General features: G+C 53.7%; 32 protein-coding genes and 1 tRNA gene. 17 read left to right on the top strand and 16 right to left on the bottom strand.

The window, feature by feature from the left end:
* Positions 1 to 33 precede the first annotated feature (33 nt).
* Entirely contained in the window at positions 34 to 1,044 is a 1,011-nt protein-coding gene (locus ABJI30_RS05015; RefSeq protein WP_348016086.1) for a polysaccharide pyruvyl transferase family protein, read from the top strand.
* Between the two features lie 49 nt (positions 1,045 to 1,093).
* On the opposite strand, the gene ABJI30_RS05010 is transcribed toward ABJI30_RS05015, so the two are convergent.
* Positions 1,094 to 2,017 (bottom strand): beta-1,6-N-acetylglucosaminyltransferase, encoded by a 924-nt coding sequence (locus tag ABJI30_RS05010; protein ID WP_348016085.1) that lies wholly within the window; start codon positions 2,015 to 2,017, stop codon positions 1,094 to 1,096.
* Between the two features lie 27 nt (positions 2,018 to 2,044).
* A complete protein-coding gene (locus ABJI30_RS05005) occupies positions 2,045 to 3,901 on the bottom strand; it encodes a hypothetical protein (RefSeq protein WP_348053211.1) in 1,857 nt (618 codons plus the stop codon).
* A 206-nt stretch (positions 3,902 to 4,107) separates the two neighbouring features.
* Between ABJI30_RS05005 and ABJI30_RS05000 the strand changes: the two genes are divergently transcribed.
* The 5 genes from ABJI30_RS05000 (at position 4,108) to ABJI30_RS04980 (ending at position 8,115) form a co-directional block, all read left to right on the top strand.
* Complete coding sequence (locus tag ABJI30_RS05000; RefSeq protein ID WP_348016083.1) at positions 4,108 to 4,704, top strand: HAD family phosphatase; 597 nt, start codon at positions 4,108 to 4,110, stop codon at positions 4,702 to 4,704.
* Positions 4,701 to 5,615, top strand: a complete 915-nt coding sequence (locus ABJI30_RS04995; protein WP_348016082.1) for a phosphotransferase — start codon at positions 4,701 to 4,703, stop codon at positions 5,613 to 5,615. The genes ABJI30_RS05000 and ABJI30_RS04995 overlap by 4 nt, the downstream gene beginning before the upstream one ends.
* A gap of 2 nt (positions 5,616 to 5,617) precedes the next feature.
* Entirely contained in the window at positions 5,618 to 6,688 is a 1,071-nt protein-coding gene (locus ABJI30_RS04990; RefSeq protein ID WP_348016081.1) for a hypothetical protein, read from the top strand.
* Positions 6,689 to 6,805: 117 nt separating this feature from the next.
* On the top strand, positions 6,806 to 7,651 hold the full coding sequence (panC, locus tag ABJI30_RS04985) for a pantoate--beta-alanine ligase (protein WP_348016080.1): 846 nt from the start codon (positions 6,806 to 6,808) through the stop codon (positions 7,649 to 7,651).
* Positions 7,652 to 7,818: 167 nt separating this feature from the next.
* A complete protein-coding gene (locus tag ABJI30_RS04980) occupies positions 7,819 to 8,115 on the top strand; it encodes an SEL1-like repeat protein (RefSeq protein WP_348016079.1) in 297 nt (98 codons plus the stop codon).
* A 6-nt stretch (positions 8,116 to 8,121) separates the two neighbouring features.
* Here the strand turns inward: ABJI30_RS04980 and ABJI30_RS04975 are convergent, their stop codons facing one another.
* From ABJI30_RS04975 to ABJI30_RS04955, 5 genes are read right to left on the bottom strand one after another with little or no spacing between them, the layout of a single operon-like run.
* Positions 8,122 to 9,279, bottom strand: a complete 1,158-nt coding sequence (locus ABJI30_RS04975; protein ID WP_348016078.1) for a GNAT family N-acetyltransferase — start codon at positions 9,277 to 9,279, stop codon at positions 8,122 to 8,124.
* Between the two features lie 14 nt (positions 9,280 to 9,293).
* Positions 9,294 to 10,061 (bottom strand): glycerophosphodiester phosphodiesterase family protein, encoded by a 768-nt coding sequence (locus ABJI30_RS04970; protein WP_348016077.1) that lies wholly within the window; start codon positions 10,059 to 10,061, stop codon positions 9,294 to 9,296.
* Positions 10,033 to 10,500, bottom strand: a complete 468-nt coding sequence (locus ABJI30_RS04965; protein WP_348016076.1) for a RidA family protein — start codon at positions 10,498 to 10,500, stop codon at positions 10,033 to 10,035. Before ABJI30_RS04965 ends, ABJI30_RS04970 begins: the two co-directional genes overlap by 29 nt.
* A 12-nt stretch (positions 10,501 to 10,512) precedes the next feature.
* Entirely contained in the window at positions 10,513 to 11,187 is a 675-nt protein-coding gene (locus ABJI30_RS04960; protein ID WP_348016075.1) for an HAD family hydrolase, read from the bottom strand.
* Positions 11,184 to 11,471 (bottom strand): DUF3572 domain-containing protein, encoded by a 288-nt coding sequence (locus tag ABJI30_RS04955; protein ID WP_348016074.1) that lies wholly within the window; start codon positions 11,469 to 11,471, stop codon positions 11,184 to 11,186. The genes ABJI30_RS04960 and ABJI30_RS04955 overlap by 4 nt, the downstream gene beginning before the upstream one ends.
* 52 nt (positions 11,472 to 11,523) lie before the next feature.
* On the opposite strand from ABJI30_RS04955, the gene ABJI30_RS04950 reads away from it, so the two are divergent.
* Complete coding sequence (locus tag ABJI30_RS04950) at positions 11,524 to 11,892, top strand: response regulator (protein ID WP_348016073.1); 369 nt, start codon at positions 11,524 to 11,526, stop codon at positions 11,890 to 11,892.
* 16 nt (positions 11,893 to 11,908) lie between these two features.
* On the opposite strand, the gene rpmG is transcribed toward ABJI30_RS04950, so the two are convergent.
* Entirely contained in the window at positions 11,909 to 12,076 is a 168-nt protein-coding gene (rpmG, locus tag ABJI30_RS04945; protein WP_066741431.1) for a 50S ribosomal protein L33, read from the bottom strand.
* A gap of 206 nt (positions 12,077 to 12,282) precedes the next feature.
* On the opposite strand from rpmG, the gene ABJI30_RS04940 reads away from it, so the two are divergent.
* The 3 genes from ABJI30_RS04940 to ABJI30_RS04930 all read left to right on the top strand — a co-directional run bounded on the left by ABJI30_RS04940 (position 12,283) and on the right by ABJI30_RS04930 (position 13,791).
* Positions 12,283 to 12,618 carry a hypothetical protein gene (locus ABJI30_RS04940; RefSeq protein ID WP_348025397.1) on the top strand — a complete coding sequence of 112 codons (336 nt, stop codon included), beginning with the start codon at positions 12,283 to 12,285 and terminating at the stop codon, positions 12,616 to 12,618.
* Positions 12,619 to 12,630: 12 nt separating this feature from the next.
* A complete protein-coding gene (locus ABJI30_RS04935) occupies positions 12,631 to 13,197 on the top strand; it encodes a TMEM165/GDT1 family protein (RefSeq protein WP_348016071.1) in 567 nt (188 codons plus the stop codon).
* 129 nt (positions 13,198 to 13,326) lie between these two features.
* On the top strand, positions 13,327 to 13,791 hold the full coding sequence (locus tag ABJI30_RS04930; protein WP_348016070.1) for a DNA starvation/stationary phase protection protein: 465 nt from the start codon (positions 13,327 to 13,329) through the stop codon (positions 13,789 to 13,791).
* Between the two features lie 79 nt (positions 13,792 to 13,870).
* Here the strand turns inward: ABJI30_RS04930 and ABJI30_RS04925 are convergent, their stop codons facing one another.
* Together ABJI30_RS04925 and ABJI30_RS04920 are read right to left on the bottom strand one after the other, a co-directional pair.
* Positions 13,871 to 14,536: a cold-shock protein gene (locus tag ABJI30_RS04925; RefSeq protein ID WP_348016658.1), complete on the bottom strand. Its 666-nt coding sequence runs from the start codon at positions 14,534 to 14,536 to the stop codon at positions 13,871 to 13,873.
* Between the two features lie 214 nt (positions 14,537 to 14,750).
* Positions 14,751 to 15,113 carry a DUF4870 domain-containing protein gene (locus ABJI30_RS04920; RefSeq protein ID WP_348016069.1) on the bottom strand — a complete coding sequence of 121 codons (363 nt, stop codon included), beginning with the start codon at positions 15,111 to 15,113 and terminating at the stop codon, positions 14,751 to 14,753.
* A 169-nt stretch (positions 15,114 to 15,282) separates the two neighbouring features.
* On the opposite strand from ABJI30_RS04920, the gene ABJI30_RS04915 reads away from it, so the two are divergent.
* The 5 genes from ABJI30_RS04915 (at position 15,283) to rpoN (ending at position 19,763) form a co-directional block, all read left to right on the top strand.
* The gene (locus tag ABJI30_RS04915) at positions 15,283 to 15,900 is read left to right on the top strand and encodes a ribonuclease D (protein WP_348016068.1); all 618 of its coding nucleotides are present in this window, start codon (positions 15,283 to 15,285) and stop codon (positions 15,898 to 15,900) included.
* Between the two features lie 56 nt (positions 15,901 to 15,956).
* Complete coding sequence (gene lptC, locus ABJI30_RS04910; RefSeq protein WP_348016067.1) at positions 15,957 to 16,601, top strand: LPS export ABC transporter periplasmic protein LptC; 645 nt, start codon at positions 15,957 to 15,959, stop codon at positions 16,599 to 16,601.
* 57 nt (positions 16,602 to 16,658) lie between these two features.
* Positions 16,659 to 17,150, top strand: a complete 492-nt coding sequence (locus tag ABJI30_RS04905) for an LptA/OstA family protein (RefSeq protein ID WP_348016657.1) — start codon at positions 16,659 to 16,661, stop codon at positions 17,148 to 17,150.
* Between the two features lie 276 nt (positions 17,151 to 17,426).
* Positions 17,427 to 18,167, top strand: a complete 741-nt coding sequence (gene lptB, locus ABJI30_RS04900) for an LPS export ABC transporter ATP-binding protein (RefSeq protein WP_348016656.1) — start codon at positions 17,427 to 17,429, stop codon at positions 18,165 to 18,167.
* A gap of 72 nt (positions 18,168 to 18,239) precedes the next feature.
* On the top strand, positions 18,240 to 19,763 hold the full coding sequence (rpoN, locus tag ABJI30_RS04895; RefSeq protein ID WP_348016655.1) for an RNA polymerase factor sigma-54: 1,524 nt from the start codon (positions 18,240 to 18,242) through the stop codon (positions 19,761 to 19,763).
* A gap of 10 nt (positions 19,764 to 19,773) precedes the next feature.
* Here rpoN and ABJI30_RS04890 read toward each other — a convergent pair whose 3' ends face one another.
* From ABJI30_RS04890 to ald, 4 genes are read right to left on the bottom strand one after another with little or no spacing between them, the layout of a single operon-like run.
* Complete coding sequence (locus ABJI30_RS04890; protein ID WP_348016066.1) at positions 19,774 to 20,325, bottom strand: GNAT family N-acetyltransferase; 552 nt, start codon at positions 20,323 to 20,325, stop codon at positions 19,774 to 19,776.
* Positions 20,322 to 20,552, bottom strand: a complete 231-nt coding sequence (locus ABJI30_RS04885; protein WP_348016065.1) for a DUF5818 domain-containing protein — start codon at positions 20,550 to 20,552, stop codon at positions 20,322 to 20,324. Before ABJI30_RS04885 ends, ABJI30_RS04890 begins: the two co-directional genes overlap by 4 nt.
* Before the next feature lie 7 nt (positions 20,553 to 20,559).
* The gene (locus tag ABJI30_RS04880; protein WP_348016064.1) at positions 20,560 to 21,531 is read right to left on the bottom strand and encodes an SDR family NAD(P)-dependent oxidoreductase; all 972 of its coding nucleotides are present in this window, start codon (positions 21,529 to 21,531) and stop codon (positions 20,560 to 20,562) included.
* Positions 21,532 to 21,543: 12 nt separating this feature from the next.
* The gene (ald, locus tag ABJI30_RS04875) at positions 21,544 to 22,671 is read right to left on the bottom strand and encodes an alanine dehydrogenase (protein ID WP_348016654.1); all 1,128 of its coding nucleotides are present in this window, start codon (positions 22,669 to 22,671) and stop codon (positions 21,544 to 21,546) included.
* 131 nt (positions 22,672 to 22,802) lie between these two features.
* Here ald and ABJI30_RS04870 point away from each other — a divergent pair, with 131 nt between their 5' ends.
* The gene (locus tag ABJI30_RS04870) at positions 22,803 to 23,270 is read left to right on the top strand and encodes an Lrp/AsnC family transcriptional regulator (protein WP_348016063.1); all 468 of its coding nucleotides are present in this window, start codon (positions 22,803 to 22,805) and stop codon (positions 23,268 to 23,270) included.
* A 9-nt stretch (positions 23,271 to 23,279) separates the two neighbouring features.
* Here ABJI30_RS04870 and ABJI30_RS04865 read toward each other — a convergent pair whose 3' ends face one another.
* Both ABJI30_RS04865 and ABJI30_RS04860 read right to left on the bottom strand, forming a co-directional pair.
* Entirely contained in the window at positions 23,280 to 24,278 is a 999-nt protein-coding gene (locus tag ABJI30_RS04865) for a peptidylprolyl isomerase (protein WP_348016062.1), read from the bottom strand.
* 48 nt (positions 24,279 to 24,326) lie between these two features.
* Complete coding sequence (locus ABJI30_RS04860) at positions 24,327 to 25,298, bottom strand: peptidylprolyl isomerase (RefSeq protein ID WP_348016061.1); 972 nt, start codon at positions 25,296 to 25,298, stop codon at positions 24,327 to 24,329.
* 105 nt (positions 25,299 to 25,403) lie between these two features.
* On the opposite strand from ABJI30_RS04860, the gene ABJI30_RS04855 reads away from it, so the two are divergent.
* Positions 25,404 to 25,493 (top strand) — tRNA-Ser (locus ABJI30_RS04855).
* Positions 25,494 to 25,579: the final 86 nt, after the last annotated feature.

Genomic DNA, 25,579 nt, shown 5'->3' with positions numbered 1-25,579 from the left:
GAATTTTAAGTGTTGAAGAGTAGTGAGATAACGATGTCGACTCCTCCCATTGTTTCCACCCTGCGTGCCAGGATTGATCAGGTCCTTTCAGATCTGACACCAGCAGACTCGAACTTTGCGCTGCTCGACTTTCCCAATCACGGCAATCTGGGCGACAGTGCGATTTATGTGGGCGAAGCTGAATATCTGCGCCGCCGCGCCTTGCAACCGGCTTATGTTGCCTGCCATGATAATTGTTCATGGGAGCAGATGGACGAGCTAATCGCGGGCGGTCCGATATTCATCCATGGCGGCGGGAATTTTGGTGATCTTTGGCCGTGGTTCCAGCATTTTCGGGAAGAAGTCATGGCGCGTTATCCAGGCCGACCGATCATCCAGTTCCCGCAGACGATTTATTATGACACCCAGGAGAGTATCGATCGAACAGCGCGTGCCATTGAAAAGCAAGGTGCGTTTACGCTGTTGACCCGGGATCAGAGAAGTTTCGAACTGGCGAGTAAATCGTTTCAGTGCGATGTCCGGTTATGCCCAGATATGGCGTTCCAGATCGACTGCAGCCGGCAACGCACCCCCAGACGAGAGCTGTTGTTGCACTTGCGCGAAGATCAGGAAGCCGCGGGTGACTATGATACAGGATCACTGATAGACAATGCGGAGGTTATCCGCGCGGACTGGCCAGATGAACACCGGTCGTTCGTCCTTGGCACGAACATATTGAGCCTGCCCTCCATAATACCTGAACTGCTTTCAAATGGTGCAATGGGTGCACGGGCTGTCAAATGGGCCGAGCGTGCACAGGCGCGTTTTCAAAAGGCGATAAATCTCCTGCAGGAAAACCGTTTTGTGATAACGGACCGCATGCATGGCCATATTCTTTGCGTGCTGTTGAATCTTCCGCATTGTGTGCTCGACAACAGCTACGGGAAGACAAGTGGCTTTATGGAAACATGGGGGACGGGTTCCGGAAGCGCCAGGCTCGCATCTGATGTCGCCGGAGCCGTGGAGGTTTTGACCGAAGATTTTGGACTGCGCGTTTCTCAATAGCGCTGTGACCCAGCGAATGAGAGTTATGGCAAACACTGCGGAAGCGGCACTACTTTAACTGTTCATTTATCATGTCGAGAACAGGGTCGTCCGGGTGGAATTTCCGCGCAAAGTGCAAACCCGATCCAATAATATCCTGGAATTGCTCAACACCAAGGTCAATGGGATGGGCGCCGCGCCAGATTAGATAGCGGAATGATTTGTCTTGGTAACTCAGACTGTCATCATTGCAGATCACAGTCTGAAAATAACTTTCATCGGAGTTGATCCGCGAGCGATAATATCGCTGGAGCTTCAAATCCTTTTCGTTTGGATTGAGCAGTTTGTTTGCCACTTTTCTGTTTCCAGTGAACCACTGGCTACCGGCATAGCATCGATAGGTCCTGTCGAAAGGACTCGATGGCGAGTTGAATGGCAAAGTCACTGTTGTGCCACCGAGCCGCGGATAGCGTTCCAGGGTACTGGAATGTTGTGGCGGGCGAAAGCGAATGATGGGGATTTTGAGCTGGGCCCTGATGTAGCGATTTCGCTCCAGTTCAAGATTATACCGCGCGCGATGATGGGCAAGTAGCGGAGAGCCCTGTGGAACGTTCCCCGCCAGTGATTCCTCGACCGGGAAGGCATCGATAAAAGCATCTGCTCCCGATTGCTCCAGATCTGCATGGATTTTTGATGCTGTAGCGATCGGATAGTCTGCCCCGCTCAGAAGAACAAAATAGTCCGGATCGGACACAGAATAGAGCTGGCGCAATCCGCGCAATGTTGCTTCGACCAGCGACCATTTCCCCCACCCTGTTGTCACCCAATTGTCGACGAAGTGGACGTTTGGCGGGAACAGCTTCTGGTCAAGTTCAGCCTGAGAGAAGTCATGGTGGCAAGCAATGGGCGGTGCGTTGTGGAGACGGTTTAGTGTCTCACACAGGCGCAGCAACTGGCCTGGTGATTTGTGGGACAAGATGACGAAACCAAACATGATTTATCTTTCTATCGCTGCCTCAGGTTACCGGCTTTTCAGGTCAGCGGAATTTGCGGCAATCAGCCGCTGGTCATAACCGTCCATCCGACCTGCGGAATCTTCAGCCAGTGACAGGCGGATTTCTTCCGCTGACATTTTTTCAGCTTCTCTGAAGGGCGCAAATTTAATCGGCACCTTGCACACATCGATCCCGTGGAGCCAGCAAACCTGAGCGAAACTGGAATGGCCCGCCAGTTCATCCCCCATTCGGTACAGTCCGATGTCGAGAAGATCCTTGGCCCGGGTGTATGTTTCGGCATAAATGCGTGAGGTTTCAGGAAGTCCCAATGCGAATTGATCGCCCATGAGCAACGCGCCATAATGAACGCCCAATGCCGTTTCACAGTAGAGAGCCGGACGGGCTTGCACGGCATTTAGCATGTCGGCCCAGTCAAAGGCGACCGCAGTGATCGGCTTGTCGGGGCGAATTCGCAGTACTAGATCGAATTCTTCGCCGCTCCCTTGCATCATGGCGAAGCATTTTTCAGTCTTCACGTACATTTTTTCACTGTTTGAAAGATTGCAAAATTCCGGATCGCTTTCTTCGTCGACACAAACATGAGGTGTGCCGTAGAAATCGGAAAGCTCGGCTGCGCTGATATCGCCGGATTGTTCAAACTTTTGGAAAAATACGGGATAGCGCAGGCGCAATTCGTCCAGACCCAGATTGGTACCGATCGACTTATATTCGCGATTGAAATTTTTGCCTTCGAACGGGAGAACAAATCTGAACGGTTCAGGCGTGCCTCTGCCAATCTGCTTCCAGGTATCGACAAAAATTGTTGCATCAATCGCAGCCAATAGAGGTTGCCAGGTCGGAAACGTGGATCGAAACCCCCTCAGTTGGCCAGAAATACATATTGCAACGCGTGGTTTGCGTTTGATATTGGCAAGTGGACGAAGTTTTGCCGAAGCCAGATTCCATGCGGCCGAAGCAACTTGATGCGGGCGTTTGTCGAGCCGCTCAATCGCCCGGCTGGACCCGCCATTGGCTTCAGAGGCCAGCGTCACACGCCCGGCCTCCAGATTTTCGGAGATTGCAGACACAAGCGCGTTTTCTTTGGCGGTGGGCAGGGAAAATTCGTCCGTTTCCGAAACCTGGCCATAGCGCAGCAGCAAAGACCTTCCCGCCTGATGTTCATTGGCTGTCATTTTGCCCTGTTTCGACCTTGCCGCGAGGATTGCGACGGGCCAATCTGCTGCCAGCTGCCTGAAGGCGTCCGGAACCAGCCACACGAGCAGCAACACATGCGTTAACGGCAAAGAGCCAACGGATAGTTTTGTCCATTGTTCGCGCGCATAGGCGCCGAGATCGGCCACATTCTGATCAAAATGTTCTGAATCAAATACGACGCTATAGGGGATGCGTAAATCATCCTCCGAAAATTCGTGAAAATGAGCCTGATGCAGATCGGAAATGGTTTTCTGCTTGACGTTCTTCATTTTGCTGCGGAGCAACAGCGCCATCAGAACCGCATTCCGATCCACTGCCTCCTGTTCGAGCAAATGTTTCAATGTCGGCTCGATCAGCTTTGATGCGCGCTCAAGATGTCCGGTATTGCCACCCGTATGCTGTGTCGCAATCCGGTGATGTAAAATCGGCGGACTGACCGCACAATTATCCTGCAAGATCAACGCTGTTTCAAGAAACCTGCGGCGTTCATCGGGCAGTTTTTCGAGAATATTTCCTTTTTCCGCCGCCGAAACCCAAGCGTCGGCAGCAAGCGTCAACAGGTCTGCATTGTGGTCCTGGTTCTTGAGTCCCGCGACAAGCTCTTCCAGCGCAGCCAGTAAATCGCCCTGTTCTATCAGCCGCTCTGACCGCTCGATTATATCTGGCATATCTGCTTCTGCTTTTTCGGCACCCGTTTTGCGCGCAACACTGAAACCGCAGCCTCCGGCAATCTGGGAAATTGGATTCGATCCATCTAGTGATTTTTCTGTTACTTCGCCATCATTTACTGGTTTGGAACGCAACACAAAGGACTCGACTAGGTTGGACATCGGATATATTATCAGGCCTTGGGGATAGCTAGCTAAGGTTAAAAATGAATTCATTTGCTGGTTATCAAGCCATTTTGTTTGATCTGGACGGTACCCTGGTCGACACAATGCCGCTCCACTACCTTGCTTATGCCAAGGTTCTGCGGGAGATGGGCCTCGATCTGAAACAATCTGTTTTCATGGATCTGATCGGCCCGCCGGCGAGACAGACCATTCCTTTGTTTGTAGAAGCCGCGGGCGGGATTTGCGACGCTGAAATGGTTGCAGAGGTGCACGCCAAAAAGAAAATGGCATTCCAGGAGTATTTGCAGACCGAAAAGCTGACGCTTTTGCCTGCGGTGGGGTATTTCGACTTGATAGCAGAGACGCAAAGAACCGCGCTTGTCACATCGGGCAACCGGGAAGGGGCCCAGGCCATTCTGGCAACGTTGGGGTGGGCAGACAGGTTTGATACCATCGTCACAGGAGATGATGTCAGTCAGGGGAAGCCGCATCCCGAACCCTATTTGCTGGCCGCCGCGCGGCTGGATGTACGGCCTGAAAAATGCGTGGCACTGGAAGATACGCCCAATGGCATTTCTTCGGCTGAGGCTGCGGGTATGACGGCGATTGACGTAACCGATATTGAACATGTTCAATGAGTTCCTTTGATATCAGCAATCTTGGCAGTCACCCGGCCTTCGCATCTCAAAAGCAGGTCGTTCCTCTGGCGGGTTTTTCCGGTGCGGCAATTGCGTTGCTCAGAACCGCGGACGGGGCTCGGTTTGTGCGCAAGGCTGCTGGCGAGCCGGGCGGCAACAAGGTAGTCAAGGAACAGGCTGATCGTCAGATCTGGCTGCGCAAAGTGCTTGAAGGTGCCGCAGAAGTTCCGAAAATTCTGGAGACCGGAGAAATCGAGGGACTATATTATTTCGACATGGAGTTTGTTCCATCTGCAGATGTGAACATATTTCTCCGCAGTGCACCGTTCGACGAGATTAAGAGGTTTTCGTCGCGGATTGAGGGGCTCATGATTCACATGGCTTCACAGCATGATCAAAATGCCACACCGCCAAGCGGGCACGCGTTTATTGAGAAGCTGGACCAGATCGAACATCGAACTTCCGGCCGTTTCGACCATTTGCTGTTGCCGTTGCGTGAGGGATTTGAGAAGGTGAAGCCCTTGTTGAGCGCGATGCCTGCAACTGTGACCCACGGAGATCTGACATTTGAAAATATTCTTGTGGATCCCGACGGCAAGCTTTGGCTGATTGATCCCATTCAATCTCCGATCGACCATTTCTGGATGGACTGGTCCAAGCTGTTTCAAGAATGTGAAGGTCGCTGGTACAAGCATCGCGGCAAGCATCTGTCTGCGGGCATAACCCACTGGTTGAGAAATCGCTGGCTGAGTGCGGCGACTGAAATTTCGCCCGACTATCCGGCTTTGCATCACTTGCTTTTGGCGTTGACGTTCGCACGTATTCTACCATATGCGCGGTCGGAGACGGACGTGAATTTTGTTGCAGAACGCGTAGAGGCATTCGGCAACGCTTCGCTCGGGGGAAGATGAATATGAAAGTTATTGTACCTTGCGCCGGTTCTTCGTCACGATTTCCCGACATGGCTCCGAAGTGGATGCTCCCGGATTATGATGGCGTGCCGATGGTTGTGCGTGCCGTTGAAGGCCTGGATTGTTCCCAGGACCAGTTCGTGTTCACTATTTTGCGGGAGCATGAGGAACGCTTCAAGGCCAGCGAGGGTCTGAAACAGGCATTTGGCGGTGATGTTGAGTGCGTTATCCTCGAGAAGCCGACCGACAGCCAATCCGAAACTGTTGCAGAGACCATCCGGCGTTGCGCTATTAACGAATCCTTTCTGGTCAAGGACAGCGACAATTTTTTCCGACTGGAGCAGATCGAAGAAAATGTGAATTTCATTAGCGTCGCATCGCTCAACGATTTTGACATGATCAATGCACGGAACAAAAGCTATGTTCAGGTTGATCAGGATAACATCATCACCAGCATTCGCGAAAAGCATGTTATTTCAGACCTGTTCAGTGTCGGCGGCTATTATTTTCAGGACGCCGCAGAATATCTCGAGGCGTTTGATAGCCTCAGCCAGGCCGGACGGTTTGAAAAGGGTGAATTATATCTCTCTGAAATAATCGCGCACATGATCCTCAATGGTTCTGCGTTTCAGGCAAAGCATGCTCTGGACTATCAGGATTGGGGAACGGTTCACGAGTGGAGACAGGAGCTTTCGCGCCGGCGTTTGCATCTGGTGAGTCTGGACGGATTTTTGTTTGAGCGTGGTTCCACCTATTTCTCGCCGTCATTTTCTGAAGTGCAAGCCAATGAAGAAGCCGTGCGTGCAGTGCGCAAGATGGCGGATTCACAGCATACTATTGTGTATCTCTCCATCCGTCCGGAATCGTACAGGGAAATGACTCTCGAGCAGATGCGCAACAATGACATTCCCGACGCCCCGATTATTTTTGGATGCGGCATCGCGCAATGGTCTCTCGTCACATCCGGGCATTCAAGCTTGCCGTTCAACACTTCGCAAGCGATCGAAATTTCTCCCGATGATCCCAATATACTGGAGAAACTCGATCTGCTGAAAGCTGGCGGTGCGGTTTAACTGCAGCCGGTTTGCAATGAATTTGAAGGATTGATATCTTCAGCCACCGCTGTGTGTCCGGCGGACAAGCCGGACTCGAAAAGCTGTTAGCGTAAATTCAGGACATTCGGGAAATCCATGAAAATCATTCGGCAACTTGCCCCGCTTCGCAAAGCACTGGATGAACTGCGCGGCCGGGGTGACACTATCGGACTGGTACCGACAATGGGCGCCTTGCACGCAGGGCACATGTCACTGGTCGAAGCAGCTACGCAGCAATGCGGTGCTGTTGTCGCCTCGATATTTGTGAACCCGACACAATTTGGCGAAGGCGAAGACCTTGATGCCTATCCTCGTCAGGAGGCGGCAGACGCTGCTCTTCTGGAGACTGCAGGTGTGGAGATGTTATGGGCGCCAACGGTTGATGAGGTCTATCCTGATGGCTTTGCAACCAATATTAGCGTCGGTGGACTAAGCATGGGCCTGTGCGGCGGGTCGCGGCCAGGGCACTTTGATGGCGTGGCTACGGTCGTCGCAAAATTGTTCAACCAAGTGCGGCCGGATGCGGCCTTTTTTGGTGAAAAGGATTTTCAGCAGCTCGCCGTTATCCGCCAAATGGCCAGAGACCTGGATTTTATGCACGATATCGTGGGCGTATCAACCGTGCGCGATCCGGATGGCCTGGCCCTGTCATCCCGAAACGCCTATCTCGACACGGAACAGCGTGCCCAGGCGGTGGCTTTGCCCAATGTCATGCGCGAAGCGGCGGCGGCTATCGCTGCCGGAGGCAATATTTCCGGGATATTGCAGGATGCACAGGCTGAATTGCTGGCATCGGGCTTTCACAAAGTCGACTATTTTGAGCTCAGAAATGCCGATACGCTTGAAATCATGAATGTTTTTAAGGATTCCGCACGGCTTTTGGCTGCTGCCCATATCGGCAGCACCAGATTGATCGATAATATTGCTGTGACTCCCGGTTAGCGGGACATACGTTAACTATGCAAAAACATGTAAAATGTTTGTTTTGCCCCCTTTTTGATTGCCAAAAGCAAAGTTTCTGCATTTCGCGTTAACCATTCTTTTAAGAAATTGCTGTGAAAGTCTCCCTGTCACCAAAAAGTGGCGCAGTAGGAACAGGGATTTGAAATATGGCTATCAGCATGAAAAGCGCAGCCTTCCTTATCGAAAGCCGGCTCGCAGAAGCGGCAAAGGGCAGCAGCAATGCTTATTACGAACTGGGCGTGCTCTATTCGACTGGCTCGGAGGGCGTCGAAGTAGATCTTATCGAAGCACATAAATGGTTTAATCTGGCATCACTTTCCGGACATGATGATAGCAAGGTTTGCCGGGCCGAAATATCACTTGAAATGACAGCTCGCGAAATTGCCGAAGCGCAGCGTGAAGCGCGCAACTGGCTCGATCTTACCACCCGCCGCGCTGCTTGAACTGGTTCAGGGCTGTTTTCTGAACGGCCCCATATCGGCAAGAAATTCAATATCGGCTGCGACTGCCCGTCGCTCGCGATCCAGATAATCTGCGATTGCCTCCCGAAATCCGGGATCCACGATATAATGCGCTGACCATGTCGGTACAGGTTGATAGCCCCTCGCCAGCTTGTGACTGCCCTGCGCCCCGGCTTCCACCGTTTTCAGCCCGCGCTCTATTGCCGCATCAATCGCCTGATAGTAGCAGATCTCAAAGTGCAGGAATGGCACGTCTCGGGTACAGCCCCAGTACCGGCCATATAATGTTTCCGATCCGATAACATTCAAGGCGCCTGCGATTGGGATACCGTCCTGAAACGCCAGGATCAGCAACAGTCGCTCGCCCATTTTCTCTTGCATCAGATCGAACGCGGCACGTGTCAGATACGGCGTTCCCCATTTCCGGGCGCCGGTGTCCTGATAGAATTCCCAAAAATAGTCCCAATGCTCTTCAGTGATTGCAGGTCCCGCAAACTGCTGAATTTCGACAGTTTCCAGAGCTTTTCTTCGTTCCCTCCGGATCGCCTTGCGTTTGCGCGAAGACAAAGCTGCCAGAAAATCGTCGAAGCAGGCATAGCCGTCATTGCGCCAGTGAAACTGGCTATCCGCGCGGATCATCCAGCCGGCATCACGAAAATAATCCAGCTGGTCCTCGTCCACAAATGTTGCGTGAACGGATGAAATTCCATTTTGCTCGGCAAGCTGTTCTGCTGCACGCAGCAGCGGCACGGCCATGGATTCATCGCGCAACAGCACGCGCGGCCCGGGAACCGGAGAAAAAGGTGCTGCAATCTGGATTTTGGGGTAATATTGGCCGCCGGCATTTTCAAATGCATGGGCCCATTGCTGGTCGAAAATATATTCGCCCTGACTGTGGGATTTCAAATAGCTCGGCAGACAGCCTGCAATTCCACCATCGCTATTCTCGATGATGATCGGCAGGGATTTCCACCCTGTGCCCGGTCCGACACTACCGGATTCTTCCATGGCTGACAAAAAGGCATGAGACACAAATGGGTTGTCGCTACCGGCGCAGGCATCCCACTGGTCCGCAGGCAGGCTCGCAATGTCGGAAGCGGCGCGCGCGCGTATTTCAGTTTGTGTGGAGGTGTTGGAATCGGACATGCAAGGGGATGGTATCAGGTCTGCGGCATCTCATAAACCGGTTCATCAGCATAAAGTGCTGCCAGTTTTTCCTGTTCCGCCGACCGTACCGTCCACGTGACAACGGGAAGGCCGCGAGCGCGGTTAGAGGCGGCAAATCTGGATGGAAAATCACGAATATCATAGGCCAGAAAATCCGGCTTGGCTGCCCACAGGCTCTGATGACGGGTGATCCGGCCTTTAAGATTTTTGCCATTTTCTTCGGTCACGACCAAGCCGCGCACAATATGTGCTGCATTTTTTCGGAACCAAGCTGAAACCAGGGGATTGAAGGACATGATTGCCGCCTTTCCGCCATAGCCTTCCAGTGCCCTTCGAACTGAGAGGCAGAGCGGCCCCACCCGCGCATTGTTCGATTTCAATTCAATAAGGATCGGAACCCGTCCGGCCACTTGCGCGAGGGTTTCCCGCAAGCGCGGGATTTTTCCGTGGCCGTCGTTCAGTTGAATTTTGTCGATGTCTTCAGCGCGCATCTGCGCGAGAAAGCCGGTTTGTGCCGTCAGTCGATCGAGCTCATAGTCATGAAAGACAAAGGCGCGGCCGTCTTCGGCGGCCTGAACGTCACATTCGATGCCATGCCCAAGCTGGATCGCCGCTTCAAACGCGGCGGGACTGTTTTCCAGCACCCCGTTTCCGTGCAATCCGCGATGGGCATAGGGCTGGCCTTTGAGAAAGGCGACGCGTCCCGGTTCGGGTGCCGGCGCAAATATCGAATCAAGCTGGCTTGAGAGCGACAATCGCATCAACCTCGACAGCGACGCCCAGCGGAAGAGCTGCCACGCCAACTGCACTGCGCGCATGTTTGCCGGCCGCGCCAAAAATGACTTCAATCATGTCCGAACAGCCATTGGCGACCTTGGGGTGGTCGGTATAATCAGCCGTGCTGTTCACGAATACGCCCAGTTTGACAATGCGGTCTACGCGGTCGAGAGATCCTGCCGCCAGTTTTATCTGGGCTGCAATCATCAGCGCACAGGCCTTTGCGGCTTGCTGGCCTTCTTCGAGGCTCATATTGTCACCAAGCCTGCCGGTGATCAGCTGACCGTCAGACATCGAGACCTGGCCGCTGATATGCAGCATATTGTTGATTTCAACAGCGGGAACATAAGACGCCACCGGAGCAGCAGCTTTCGGCAAGCTGATCCCTTTGGCTTCGAGAGCTTTTTCAATATTGTCTGTCATATGTCCGGTCAATCATGCCTGTGCGTTCTGGTCAAGCGGTTCTGCGTCAGGGTTTTCTGGCGGTGCGGCCTCGCCTGCGGCAAATTTTGCCTGAATCCAGGGTAACGCATCGGTCCACAGATCGATCCGGGCATGGGCAGCCGGGTTGGTTTTGATATGCTTGGCGAGAATGGGTTCGCCGACCATCTGCAGGCGCCAGACATCCGGAGCATGTTTCGCCACGCTGCTGTGCTGATGGCCCAGATCGTCGACAAATACCGTCACTGCCGGATTATATTCCGTCTGGATTTTTTCCAGTGCCTCGCCTTTTCCGCCCTGATTGCAGTAAACCGGAAAATCAATGCCAACTTCTCGCAACTGCGCGGCCCGTGCATCCCGCCGGTCATCGAGCAGGTTCGTCAGAATTACGATATCTGCCTGTTCGGCAAGCTGATTGATCGCTTCAACAGCTCCGTCAATCGCTCCCTGGCGAGCCATTTCACCGTCGAAAAATTCCTTGAGCATCGGCCAGACAGCTTCGCGGGCGACGAGCGTGCCGTCATGTTTGTGACGCAGGGCGTCAACAAAGTCGCCGCTTTCAAGGTCAAAATGGATATGTTTGTCACTGTCGAGCCATTCCTGGAATGGAACCACCATGTGCAGCAAGACCTCGTCGCAATCGCTGATAAGAAGCGGCTTGTGACTCATGAATATTCTCCGCTATTGTTCAGGCGCGCCGCTGCTGCTGCCAGTTTGGCAGGCTCGATGCCAATGTCTTCGGCGCAAGCGATCAGGTCTGGTTCGTGATTGGCGAGGAAGCCGAGCAAGGATGACAGCATGGCCGGATCTTCCAGGCCGGATCGCAATTCGCGCGGATCCAAACCGGTTAGAGCCAACAGTCGGGCCGCACGGTCCTGATCCTCGAGAACCCATCCCAACGCCCGAAATGCAAGGATTTCAGTTTCTTGGTCAATATTGCTGTTTGTTTCCATCTCGGGATTCGCCTAAAGCGTCAGCACCAAGTTTGGAAGGGTCAATTGCACGGTGGCAAAAAGAGTTCTCGTCGTCGAAGATAATGAGCTGAATCTCAAGCTGTTTTGCGATTTGCTTCGCGCACATGGTTTTGTGGTAGAGCCCGTGAAAGACGGACGTGAAGTTCTCGATAAAGCGCGCAGTTTTGTGCCAAACCTGATCATCATGGATATCCAGCTACCGCATATCAGCGGGCTGGAACTGATCGAGCAGATCAAGAAGGATGGCCAGCTGAAAATAATCCCGATCATGGCCGTTACGGCTTATGCCGGAAAAGGTGACGAGGACCGCATTTTGACAGCCGGAGCCGAAGCTTATGTTTCAAAGCCGATATCGGTCGCGAAATTTATCGAATCAGTGCAGGCGGTTTTACACCGCTAACGCGCAGAAAGCCGAGTTACTTGATCTTGGCTTCTTTGAACTCAACATGCTTGCGCACGACAGGATCATATTTGCGCTGGACCATCTTCTCGGTGAGATTCCGCGGATTTTTGCGCGTCACGTAGAAAAAGCCGGTATCTGCCGTGCTGACGAGTTTGATTTTAACATTGGCTGGTTTCGCCATGGCGCATTCCTTAAAGCATATGCTGAAATAAAAAAGCGACGCCGTTCCGCCGCTGTGATTGAGCGCGCTAATGCTGAAACGCGCTACAAATGTCAAGAAAAAGCCGTCTTGTCCGGCAGAAGAGCCCAATCAGCAGCAATCTCCCGGAAATTTACGTCAATTTAACCATATTTTCCCATGATCCATCAAACAACAGGGCAAAACCAATGGATCAGGATCGAAATCTGCTTGTTCAAGCCGAAATGATGGCATTGATTGAAGGTATTCCTTCATCACTGGTGGAAGAGCACCCTGTTCAATTCCTCCTCCACCTCGACCAAATCCGGCAGAAAGCCGAACAGCACAAGCTTGCCGCGCTGCACGATCTCAGTTGCGCGTTCGAATCCGCCTTGCAACAGGCCCTGCAGACCGGCAGTGGCATGGTGACGGCCAAGGCCTATCTGGGCGGCATGAAAGATGCGCTGGCCTGTGAACCGACCAACCGTGAAATGACCGAAGCACTGATGGCAAATGTTGCGTTACGTCTGGGCGGACAACCCTGATCGTTTCCCCTGGTGGATGCTTTTCTAACCTCTTTATTTGCATTGGCTCTGGCTGAAATCGGCGATCGGCCGCAGATTCTCTGCGCCGCCCTCGCCATCCGTTTTGGCCGTATTCAGCCGATTATCTGGGGACTGGCTCTTGCCACTTTTCTCAATTGTCTGATTTCCGCCTTTGCGGGATCTCAGGTCAATCAGTGGATTAGCGAAGAGCCGGTTCAACTTTTCCACGCTTTGTCGCTGCTGTTCGCGGGCGCCGGCATGCTGGCCTGGCGGCGACCCGTTGATCTTCTTGATAAATGGACCATGGGACCGTTCTGGACGGCATTTCTGGGTATATTCATTCTGCAATTGGGGGACAAGGGACAGTTCATATTGGCTGCAACTGCCGCGAGGACGGATGCATGGGCTTTCGCCGCGACCGGAGGATGGATTGGTGTGATGATCGCTTGCGTTCCGGCAATCATATTGCAGGAAAAGCTGGCGAAGCTCATTCCTGTGACAGCGATCAGGCGAACCGGTGGCGGATTATTCCTGTTTCTAGGTCTTGTTTTGGCAATGAGCGCCTGGGGGCTTTTTTAAATCAAAAAATTGGATAAGTCGAGGCCTATATATCGATTCACCCAATTAGAATGACCCATGATTTGCGTTGGCTCGATAACATGAAACCGGGTATGACAGCTCCATAAACGGAATTGATGGAGAATTGAGATGACAACCGGAGACAATGCCAAAAAAGCCGTAGCGGAAGCCTTGAACGGTCTGCTGGCGGATACATTTGCGCTATATTTGAAAACCAAGAATTTCCACTGGCATGTATCAGGGCCGCACTTTCGCGATTATCATTTGATGTTTGACGAGCATGCCGCTGAAATTCTGGCATCGACCGATCTGATCGCCGAACGCGTGCGCAAGAATGGCCACCGGACTTTGACATCAATCGGCGATATTGCAGGGCGACAGTCGATTGCCGACAACGATGCCGGCAAGGTAAGTGCGGACGACATGTTGCAAGAATTGCGCAATGATAACCTGAAACTAGTCGATCTGCTGAGAGCTACCAAGGAATTGGCTGGCGAAGCTGGCGACAATGCGACCGACGGAATGCTGGATGACTGGACAGACCAGGCAGAACAGCGCGCATGGTTCCTTTTGGAAAGCGCACAGAACGCCTGAATATCCCAAAAAGACAAAAAAAATAGCGGGTCGGTGCCCGCTATTTTTTACAGCCGCAATGACGGCGATGTTATCTGACTTATTTGGAGACCAGATTCACCGCTGCTGTTTTTCCGCGGCGATCAACTTCCAGTTCAAATTCCAGCTTGTCGCCTTCTTCAAGCCCGCTCATCCCGGCGCGCTCTACGGCCGAGATGTGAACAAAGGCATCAGGTTGGCCGTCATCGCGTTGAATGAAGCCAAAGCCCTTCATACTGTTGAAGAATTTAACTGTACCCGTCGCTTTTTCGCCGGTGAGTTCGCGCTGTGGTGGGCCGCGATCTTCACGCGCGGTTTCTAATACTTCAATCAGGTCACCTTCGATCTGGATATCGGAGGCAGACACTTTGCCGCCACGATCAACCAGAGAAAAGCGCAGGCCCTGGCCTTCGGCAAGTCCTTTCAGACCGGCACGTTCAACCTGACTGATATGGACGAAAACATCCTCTCCACCAGCGTCCTGTACAATGAAACCAAAGCCTTTTTGGGCATTGAAAAACTTCACCTTGCCCGTGCTTTCGCCAACAACCTGATCAGGCATTCCGCCGCCACGGTTTCCGCCACCGCCGCCGCCAAAGCCGCTATCGGGTCTTGTATATCGTTCTACTGGAGGGGCGCTGTCGCCCTGATATCCATCAAAATTCTCGTCGCCAAAGCTGTCGCGCTTATCCCGGCCTCTGCCACGCCGGTTTCTGTCAAAACCCATTCCTGAATCGTCTTTCACTTCGTCCCGAAAAATATCATCCAATACCCGGTGCGGACGATGTCCCGAGCACTATCTTGCGCGAATCCCTATTCCACGCGCTGCGTAACCATATAGAAAAACCTGACGTTATGCGAACAAAAACCCACAAGTGGTTAATTTCCCGGTCACCGGCAATGCCACTGGCAATGTCATCGGCAACCAAATTGACGGGTTTTCAGAACATCAATGTTTTGGGATCGGCGATCGGCTCCTGTTTCTGCGCTTTCAATAATGCCATGACAGTTCTCACCAGAACCCAGACGGCCAGAGCGAACAGCAAGGGGATACCGATCAGCACAAATGACAAAATCACCCCGACGACCCCCACTATGATCCCGACTATGAATGTCATTATATGATATTGAAGATGGCTTTCTTCCCATGTCCCGGCAACTTCGTCTTTCCAGACCAGTGCCAGAATACCGCCAACAAGGCCGGTCACACCGACGACAAAGCTGGAAATGTACAAAAGCGAGATTATCGTAGACTTGTTCATATCGAAATTACCGGATGCCGGCACGGGCTCTTTATCTGTCATGCTGTTCCTCAACTCATTTAAGACTGCCTTTTGCAGGACTTAAACGACAATCTATATCTTGCTGTTTTTGTAGCTCTGCGGCACATAGCATATTGATGGACGCCATGAAGTCAATTTTTGCCAAACCGCAAAAAGCTCAGGCAGTGATGATTCTAACCAGCGAGGCATAATGGCCGTATTTTTTCATGAAGAAGACTTGCCCCAGGGCGTATTGGCGGATGGGCCTGTTGCAGTCGATACCGAAACCATGGGTTTGCAGACTTTGCGTGACCGGTTGTGTCTGCTTCAAATCTCGGATGGCGGGGGCGACGAGCATCTCGTCCGGTTCGGCCCAGACAGCGATTATAGTGCGCCAAATCTGAAAGCGGTGCTGGCGGACCCGGCAAGGGTAAAGCTCTATCACTTCGCGAGATTCGATCTGGCGGCCATAGAATATTACATGGGCGTCATGGCGGAACCGGTTTTCTGTACCAAGATCGCATCGCGGCTTATCCGGACTTATACCGACAGGCACGGGCTGAAGGAGCTTGTTCGAGAGCTGCTGTCGCAGGATATTTCCAAGCAACAGCAATCGAGCGACTGGGGCGGACCGGTTTTGAGTGAAGCACAGCAAGATTATGCGGCTTCCGATGTCCGTTTTCTCCACCGGCTGAAACAGGAACTCGAAATCCGGCTTGACCGGGAAGGGCGAACAGAATTGGCACAGGCCTGTTTTGATTTTCTGCCTCATCGCGCCCGGCTCGACATCGCAGGCTGGCCCGAAACAGACATTTTTGCCCATGCCTGATTTTTTCTTCATATTCAGTGTTGATAAACCTGATCCGGTGCGAAAAAGCTGACCTGATGTCGGATAGTGTCGAACATATCAAAAGCGGGCGACAGAATTTTGCCGCGCCTGGCGGCCGTCATGATCGCAATATTAAATTGTTGCGGGTCATTTTGCCGACAGTTGTCGGTGCTTTGGTCGCAGTCCTGGCTCTGGCCCCTTTCACGATGAGCGGTGAGCTCAGTTTCGTGCTCGACAAGAATACCGTCGAAGTCGCCAAGGAGCGGATGCGTGTAACGGAAGCGCTGTATCGCGGCGAGGACAGCCAGGGCCGTCCGTTCTCTTTAAAGGCAGGCTCAGCCGTGCAAAAAAGTTCCGAAGAAGCGGTGGTGGAATTGAAGGACCTCTCTGCGAGAATCTTGCTTGAGGACGGGCCCGCCCAAATTCGGGCGCAGCAGGGCCGCTATGATATGGATCAGGAAAATGTGCAAGTTCCCGGCCCTGTGCAGGTCGAGTCTGCAGGGGGATATCGTCTGACCACCAACAATGTCACCGTTGACCTGAAAAGCCGGACCTTGCAAAGCGATGAGGCAGTCGAAGGCCGAACCAATATCGGAACATTCCGGGCCGACCAGTTGATAGCCGATATGAACGCAAGAACAGTGACACTGAACGGGAATGCGAAACTGCGTATCGTTCAAAATGGATTGAGGGGCCGATAGATGAACAGGCGAACCATGACCGGCATTCTAGCTGGCGCAGCCATATCCGCTTTTGCGATGACCGGTTTGGCCGGAACCGCTCCGGCGCAGGTATTTGGAGGCCATAATTCCAACGCGCCAGTCAGTTTCGACGCGGGCAGAATCGAAGTTCAGGACCGTGCTGATCGTGTGGTGCTTTCGGGCGCGGTGCGGGTGGAACAGGCCGGACTGACACTTAATTCGGCCCGAATGACTGTGGCATATCGCAGCGCTGGCGGGATTGAAGTGGACCGTATCGATGCGTCGGGCGGTGTTCAAATTACCAAAAACGGGGATACCGCGAGCGGCAATGCGGCAATCTATGACCTTAATCGGCGGCTGATAACAGTGGTTGGCAATGTGCAGCTGACGCAAGGTAATAACCGTCTTTCCGGAGGTCGGCTGATCATTGACCTGGCTTCCGGACGTTCGACTATCGATGGGCGAGCTGCGGGCGGTTCGACACCTGGCACGACCGGTTCAGACGGGCGCGTATCAGGTACGTTTACGGTCCCGCAACGGAAAAACTAGCGCGTAAAAACGAGTGACCGCATTGCGCAATTTCGTATTCCGACGATCAGAGGCAACAGTATCCGCGCATTGGGTGGAGGATTCGCGCCGGAATTCCGGGCTTTCGACAATTTCATGCATAAAGCTTGCCAATTTACATTGGATTGCGTCACAATTAACCATTAGACAATGAAATCGGGTGCAAACCGTGCCCAGCGTTAAAGGAATGAAATGAACGATCTCGCCGCTCCAGATGAGACATCAGATGACACAATAGCCGCCGCACCGGGCTCGGCCATGGCCAAGGATGCCATGGAGCGCGGACTGGCGGTGGTTTCCATCGCCAAAAGCTATGACAAGCGTGCGGTTTTGTCCGATGTTTCTCTGTCGGTAGCGCGGGGTGAAGTCGTCGGCCTGCTCGGACCCAATGGTGCCGGGAAAACAACCTGCTTCTATTCCGTCATGGGTCTGGTCCGTCCGGATGCCGGAAGGATCATGCTGGATGGTGAAGATATCACGCCGCTGCCCATGTATCGCCGTGCTATCCTTGGTCTCGGTTATCTCCCGCAGGAAACCTCGATATTCAGAGGCATGACCGTCGAGCAGAACATATCCGCCGTGCTGGAGATGGTCGAAAGCGACCGCGATGTGCGGGAGGAAACACTGAACCGTTTGCTCGACGAATTCGGCCTGACCAGATTGCGCAGTTCTCCGGCCATGGCGCTGTCGGGAGGTGAAAGACGGCGCTGCGAAATCGCCAGGGCACTGGCAGCAAATCCATCGATCATATTACTGGATGAGCCTTTTGCCGGCATTGACCCTATTTCCATTTCCGACATTCGCGATCTTGTTGTTCAATTGCGGGAACGCGGCATAGGCGTGCTGATCACCGATCATAATGTCCGTGAAACACTCGATATCGTCAACCGCGCCTGTATCATCTATGATGGCCAGGTGCTTTTTGCCGGCAGTCCGGAAGATCTGGTCGCTGATGAGAATGTGCGGCGTCTGTATCTCGGCGAAGGTTTCGCGTTATGAAGCTTGGCCAGATGCAGTCCCTGACAGGCCTTGAACACCGGCATCGGCCATGATGGAGACCAGATAATCGTCATGGCATTGGGTCCCCGCCTCGATTTACGGCAAAGCCAGTCACTGGTGATGACACCACAGCTTCAGCAAGCAATCAAGTTGCTGGCCTTGTCGAACCTCGAACTGGAAACTTATATATCTGACGAGCTGGAACGTAATCCGCTCCTGGACACCGGTGGCATTTCAACCGAAGCTCCAGACACTGCGGATTCATCGGACCTGGAGCCCCAATCTGAAGTCAAAGGCAGTGACGAGATATTATCCTCGGGACCCGCTGAGGCTGAATCCAATCTGGATTTGCAGAATGAAGCAGATCAGTTCTCCAACAACAGCCTAACCGAAAGTGACGGCCAGTTGAGCGGAGCTTTGGACGGAACGCTGGGTATGAACGGCGCAAGCTCATCGAGCTCTGGTGTCGGCGGCGAGGCTCCGGATTTCGAAAATATGCTGGTTGCCGAAACAACGCTGTCAGAACATTTGATGAAGCAGGCCGGCGCGATCCTGTCAGGTGCAGATTTGTTCATTGCACAGCATGTCATCGATCAGATTGATGAATGCGGCTACCTGCACTGCGATCTTCTGGAGCTCGCCAACCGGCTTGGGGTCGGGCTCGATGATGTCAAATCCGTCCTTTCTGCGGTGCAAAGTCTGGAACCTGTAGGCGTTGGCGCTCGCGATCTTGCCGAGTGCATTGCGCTGCAGGCAAAGGAAGCAGACCGCTATGATCCGGCGATGGCCCGCTTGCTGGATAATCTCGATTTGCTGGCCAAAGGGGCGCTGCCTCAGCTCAAGCGCATTTGTGATGTCGATGATGAAGACATGATGGACATGATCGCGGAAGTCCGGGATTATGACCCCAAACCCGGCCTGACGATTGGCGGCGGTGATGTGCGAGCAGTGGTTCCGGATATTTTCGTTGCGGAGCGACAGGGCAAATGGGTGATTGAGATCAACAGTGCGACTTTGCCGAAAGTTCTGGTCAACCGGACCTATTATAGCGAGCTCAAGGATGGCGCGCAGGACAAGACCTCAAAGGAATGGCTGAACGAATGTCTGGCGGATGCCGGCTGGTTGATAAAGGCACTGGATCAACGTCAGCGCACGATCACCAAAGTGGCGACCGAGATCGTCAAGCAGCAGGAAAATTTCTTTCGGCAGGGCGTCGAACATCTGCGCCCGCTCACTTTGAAAAATGTCGCAGATGCCATCGAAATGCATGAATCCACCGTGAGCCGGGTGACGTCGAACAAATATATGTCCTGTTCGCGCGGTACGTTTGAGCTGAAATATTTCTTTACCAGTGGAATCCAGTCCTCGACCGGCGGTGAAGCAGCGTCAGCTGAGGCGGTGAAAAGCCATATCAAGTCCCTGATTGACGGCGAGGACCCCAAGAAAATTCTGTCTGATGACAAGCTCGTGAAACTGCTGAAAGAGCGTGGCTTTGATATTGCCCGCCGTACTGTTGCGAAATATCGGGAAGCGCTCGGGTTGGGCAGTTCGGTCCAGCGGCGTCGGCAAAAGGCATTGCAGGGCAAAGCTGCCTGAGCGCGTCGGATCAAACCGGCTTCAGACCCAGTTCCTTACGCAAAATCGCAAATTCAAGCGCCTGTGTTTTGGGAATACCAAAATCAGGATCATCGAGCGGGAAGGGTTGATATTCCCCGGTCAGTTTGTAGCCGCGGCGTTCATACCAGGCGATCAGGCTGGAGCGCTGTTTTATCACCTTCATCTCGATAACGGGTGTTTTCCAGACCTGACCCGCATGATCTTCTCCTGCCGAGAGCAACAATTTTCCAATGCCCCCGCTCTGATTGTTGGGATCGACGGTAAGCAATCCGAGATAGCTTGTTTCCGCAGTGATCCGAACCATCTGCACACAGCCGATGAGCTTGTCATCCGAGATGCCAAGCAGAATCGTTTGATCAGCATCTTCGACCATCTGCTTTAGGGCCGCCGGGTCGGTTCTCTGGCCGCCGAGCAGATCAGCTTCATGCGTCCAGCCGCGTTTTGCAGTTTCTCCGCGATAGGCACTTTCGACCAGGCTATGCAACTCGGGAACATCGTCAACTTTTGCCGGACGAAATCTGATGTCGGGAAGTTGAGTCATGATGCGCTAGACTGTGACTGGGTTGCCAGCCGCACACCGTCAGCCTCGATATGACCATCATCCAGCTTGCGGCCCGTGACGATAACGCGCTTTTCCACGGCGTCGACTGGCGTACGCAGAAGATCAAGGCGGAATCGCTTGCCATCGTCGCGTTGCAGCACAAATCCGCCATTGTCCCGGATCAGCAATCCGGCAAATTCGTCATCAGCTTGCGGCGTTTCCTTCATCGGTCGGTCAGGCGCTGGCGAGAAGTTTTTCGCTGATATCCCACAGCCGATCTGCGCCTTCCTCGTCCGCAATATGCGGTGCACAATGCAAAAATGGAGGCGAGTTCTCATTCATGAGCGGGGCGACGTCGCAATCCTCGCAATAGACACCGTGCTTGTCGTTCAGCAGTGGTGATGTCGCAGCCCAAAGGCTGGTGGTACAACCCTGTGACGGCGATTTGAAAATGGCCTTGGCCCCTTCGCTGATTTCTCCATCAGGACCCAGCCAGCCGAGTTCGATCTGTTCTTCCTTGGGTAGATGTCGTTGCAAGGGCGTAAAAATTCCGCCGGGGTGGACCGAAAAAGAACGACCACCGAATCCTGCCATGCGCCGGCTCAATCCGTTGGCGAACAGAGCATTGGCACTCTTGGCCTGCGCATAGGCGACCCATTTATTATATTCGCTATTCTCGAACTGGATGTCATCCCAGATGATGCCACCGCGTTTGTGGGCAATCGAAGAAAGCGCGACAACGCGAGGAGCATCCGCTTTTTCGAGCAGCGGCATCAGCGCCCTGGTCAAAGCGAAATGCCCCATGTGATTGACACCAAACTGGCTTTCCCATCCGGGCCCCACTCGTTCGAGCGGACAGGCCATAATACCTGCGTTGTTGATCAACAAGTCGATTTTTTCGAGGCTGCCGACCATGTCTGAAGCCAAAGAGCGCACGGTATTCAGATCAGCAAGATCCATTGTTGCGGAAGTCACATCCCCTTCAACGCCGGACAGATTGCTCGCCGCCTTGGTTTCATCGCGAACCGGCACGACAACTTTTGCGCCTTTGCTGGCAAGGGCACGCGTGGTTTCCAGGCCAATGCCCGAATAGCCGCCGGTGACAATCGCAACCTTGCCAGCCAGATCAATTCCGTTCAGCACTTCATGCGGTTCGCTTTTGGGGGGGAACCCCGAACCCAGTTGCTGTTGATCTGCTGCTGCCATGTGATCTGTCCTTTATTGTGGTGCTTTGGACCCCACTATCTCCGAAACGGGCATATAGTCATAGCCTAAATCTTCAGCGACAGCTTTATATGTTACGTGGCCGTTCCAGACATTAAGCCCTTCGGCCAAATCTGAATCATTGCGCAGCGCTGCTTCCCAACCGTTATTCGCGATCGACAGCGCATGGGGCAGGGTCACATTGTTGAGAGCATAGGTTGATGTCCGCGATACGGCGCCCGGCATGTTGGCCACGCAGTAGTGCACGATTTCATCCACGACATAAGTGGGATCCTGATGCGTGGTGGCCTTTGATGTTTCGAAACAGCCACCCTGATCAATTGCAACGTCGCAGAGCACAGCTCCCGGTCGCATGGTGGAGAGCATATCCCGGCTGACCAGTTTCGGCGCTTCGGCCCCGGGGATCAGCACCGCGCCAATAACCAGATCCGCCTCGGCGACGCATTCCGCCAGATTCGCCTTGTTCGAAAATCTTGTTTTGGCCCGGGCTTCGAAATAGTGGCCCAGCGATTCCAGCACATCGGGATTGCGGTCGAGGATGGTGACATCCGCACCCAGCCCGGCTGCCATTTGTGCGGCGTTAAAGCCAACGACCCCGCCGCCGATCACAGTCACTTTTCCGGGTGCAACACCGGGAACTCCGCCCAGCAATATTCCGCGTCCGCCATGCGCTTTTTCAAGCGCCGTGGCACCCGCCTGGATTGACATGCGTCCGGCCACCTGACTCATCGGCTTCAGCAGCGGCAGGCCGCCGGTTCCGGTTACGGTTTCATAGGCGATGCAGATGGCTTTTGATTTCACCAGATCCGCAGTTTGTTCCGGGTCGGGAGCGAGGTGCAAATAGGTGAACAGAATCTGTCCTTCGCGCAGCATCGCGCGTTCGACGGCCTGCGGTTCCTTGACCTTGACGACCATATCACATTTTTCAAAAATCTCTGCGGCAGTGGCGGCAATGGTCGCACCGGCGTCAACATATTCACTATCTTCCGCGCCGATACCCAGCCCGGCACCGGTTTCGACGAGCACATCATGGCCGTGGGCGGACAATTCGCGAACTGATTCCGGGGTCAGCCCGACGCGATATTCATGATTCTTGATTTCTTTGGGTGTTCCGACGCGCATCATCAATCTCCTGAAAAATATGCCTGCATAATAGAGCAAAACGGCCGAAATTAATTTCGAAAGATTTGTTGGATTCTTGACTGGCGGGATAAAAAATCCGAATAAATGATGATAATGAAGGAAAATATTCGATGGACAGAATTGATATCGCCATTTTGACCCATATGCAGCAAGACAGTCAGGAGTCGCTGAATCTTCTGTCGGACAAAGTCGGCTTGTCCCCCTCGGCCTGTCATCGCCGAGTCAAGACGCTGGAAAAGAGCGGAGCGATCGAGCGCTATGTTGCCCGGCTCGACAATCGCAAGATCGGCCTGCAGCTGGACGTATTTGTCGAGATCCGGCTGACCGCACAAACCGAGCAGTCTTTTGCGGCATTTGAAAGCGCGGTACATCAGATCGACGAGATACTGGAATGCCATCTGATGTCGGGGGAAGCGGATTATCGGCTCCGTGTATCTGCGCGCGATGTCGCTGATTATGATGATATCCACCGCAACTGTCTGGCGCGCTTGCCGGGTGTTGCTGCGATGCACAGTGCATTTGCGATACGGGCGATCAAGAAATGGTCCGGCTATCCGGTGCAGCGTCTTCTTGATTAAAGCGGTTGATCAGGGCGTTTTTGTCACCCGCCGGATCGGCACCGGCACCGTGCAGATATTGCCATATATATCGCCATAGCCCGTACTCGCATCGATATATTGCAGCAATGACGGGCTATAGCTGGCGAGATATTCGAAGCGCGGTTGATCAGCCACAGGCAGTTCGCTGGCCAGGCGGATTGACTGGATCGGGATGTGCTGTTTCTTGTCTTCGAAAAAGCCGCCCGGTGCATCGCCCAGGGGCAGATTGACGAGATGCTCCAGACCTTCGATGACGCGGCCGACATTGCCGAATGTCAGATCAAGCCCGCGGGCTTGCTCTCCGGTGATGAACGAGATTTCCGAACCGCTCCCCGTGTCCGGTGGATCATAATGAGCGGGGGACAGGGAGCCCCGGCAGAGCAGTGGATAGGATTGCCCGCTCTTGGTTCCCACGGGCCAGCCCGCGCCAAATCCGACTTTGGCGCCGAAATTTTCATAGATGATTTTCATCAGCGGGCGGATTTCCGTGCCCTGATATTCGTTGCTGTAATCCACGGCTGTTTTCAATGCCGCCATGTCCGCATCGCGTTTCGCACCGATGCCCGAATTGAAATATTCGCTTTCGGGCACGGTCTCGAGGCCCTTTGGCATCGCCTTGGATTGAGGCGTACCCCCAAATTGCGTGACAAAGCCTTTGGCGACCCGATAGATTTTTGTATCATCCCACCAGCGCGCTTTGGCCAGCTTGCGGACGTTGCGCACATGGCCGCCGGAATATTGGCCGGGAAGCAATTGAATAATCGTCTGGCGCGGATTGCCGTCGGCATCGTCGGGCAGGGTGAAGATGATCAGGTCATTGACCGGGATGGGAAGCCAGTGATGGGCAGGCGCTTCTGCCAGAACCTGCTCAGGCGTGGGTTTCGGGGCTTCGTCTTGCGCCGATGCAGGCCCGGCGCACATCAGGGTGGTTGCCGCCATGGCGGAGAAAACTGTGTGAGAAGGGATCGATTTGTTTCTGGTCATCATGTCTTTTTCTTGTGCCTATCTGCTGGAACGGGAAAGTCCAACAACGGATCAGTCTGCTGCCACGCGCCGGACCGGTACCGGGATATTGCAGATATCCGCGCCGCCTGCTGGCTTGATAAAAAACGGGTCCCGGCGATTGGCACGCGCGTCCGCATATCGGGCAAAGGCCTCGCTTGCCGTATCGAGATATTCGAACGCCGGCTGGGGCAATTGCTCCAGTTCATCACCCATCCGGATCGAGGTGATCGGAATACGCTTGCTGGCATCGGCATAGAAACCCAGCTGCCCCTTGCCGCGCGGCAGGCTGGAGAGGTGTTCGATGCCCTCAATGATCCTTCCGACCACCGCGATATTGCGATCGAGATGGCGAGGGGCGTGACCGATGACAGTATAGAGTTCCGCACCGGTTCCCGTGTCCGGTGAATAATTGCGGCCTACTCCGACGGCACCGTAACAGTGGATGGGCCAATCCCCGCCATCAGTAGCTGAACCGATTGGCCAACCATCAACAAAATTCGCCCATCCAGAATATGTCTCATCCAAGACATATTCTGAGGGATGCAATACTATCACTTCTTCCTTGGAAGGATCCACGCCGTCATATTGCCATTCAGGCACCACCTCCAAACCTTCCGGCAATGCCTTCTGCTCTGTCTCCCCAGATTCCGGATTATCATATCCCGCATCCCCCCATTGTACGACATAATTGTCCTGCACGCGGTTGATGCTGGTGCCATCCCAGAATTTCGCGGCGGCCAGCTTGCGGATATTGCGGATCCAGCCTTGCGAAAACGGTTCCGGCATCAGCTGGATAATCACCCGGCGTTTGTTTCCCTCGGCATCGGGCGCAAGATCCATGACCAGCAGATCACTGGCCGCAATGGCTTTCCAGTCGCTCGCCGGTGCAGCATCGACTATCGCATTGGGACTTGGATATTCCTTCTTCTCTTCCTCCTGGGCGGAGACGGGAGCGGCGGCGAGGAGCGCGGCGATTGGCGCAAGCAGGATGTTTTTTCTCATGCGGGCATCCTAACCACAACCAAGGCCTTGCGAAAGAGCGTTTCGCGCACTAGGGGAAGCGGCGCTGTCAGAGTTTCGTACCACTTATGATTCTGGCGGCAGTGCGGAGCCGTGGCAGAGTGGTCGATCGCGCACGCTTGGAAAGCGTGTATAGGGTTAAACCTATCGAGGGTTCGAATCCCTCCGGCTCCGCCATTTTCTTATCCACCTGTGTGACACGTCCTGGGCGAACTGCCCGGCACAACGTGATTATTGCGTATGCCTGCCCCTCATGACATAGG

Origin of the sequence: Parasphingorhabdus sp., from assembly GCF_039968395.1 — a bacterium.
Lineage (GTDB): Bacteria > Pseudomonadota > Alphaproteobacteria > Sphingomonadales > Sphingomonadaceae > Parasphingorhabdus.
Note: the sequence above shows the minus strand (reverse complement) of the source record. Positions and strands in the feature narration are given on the sequence as shown.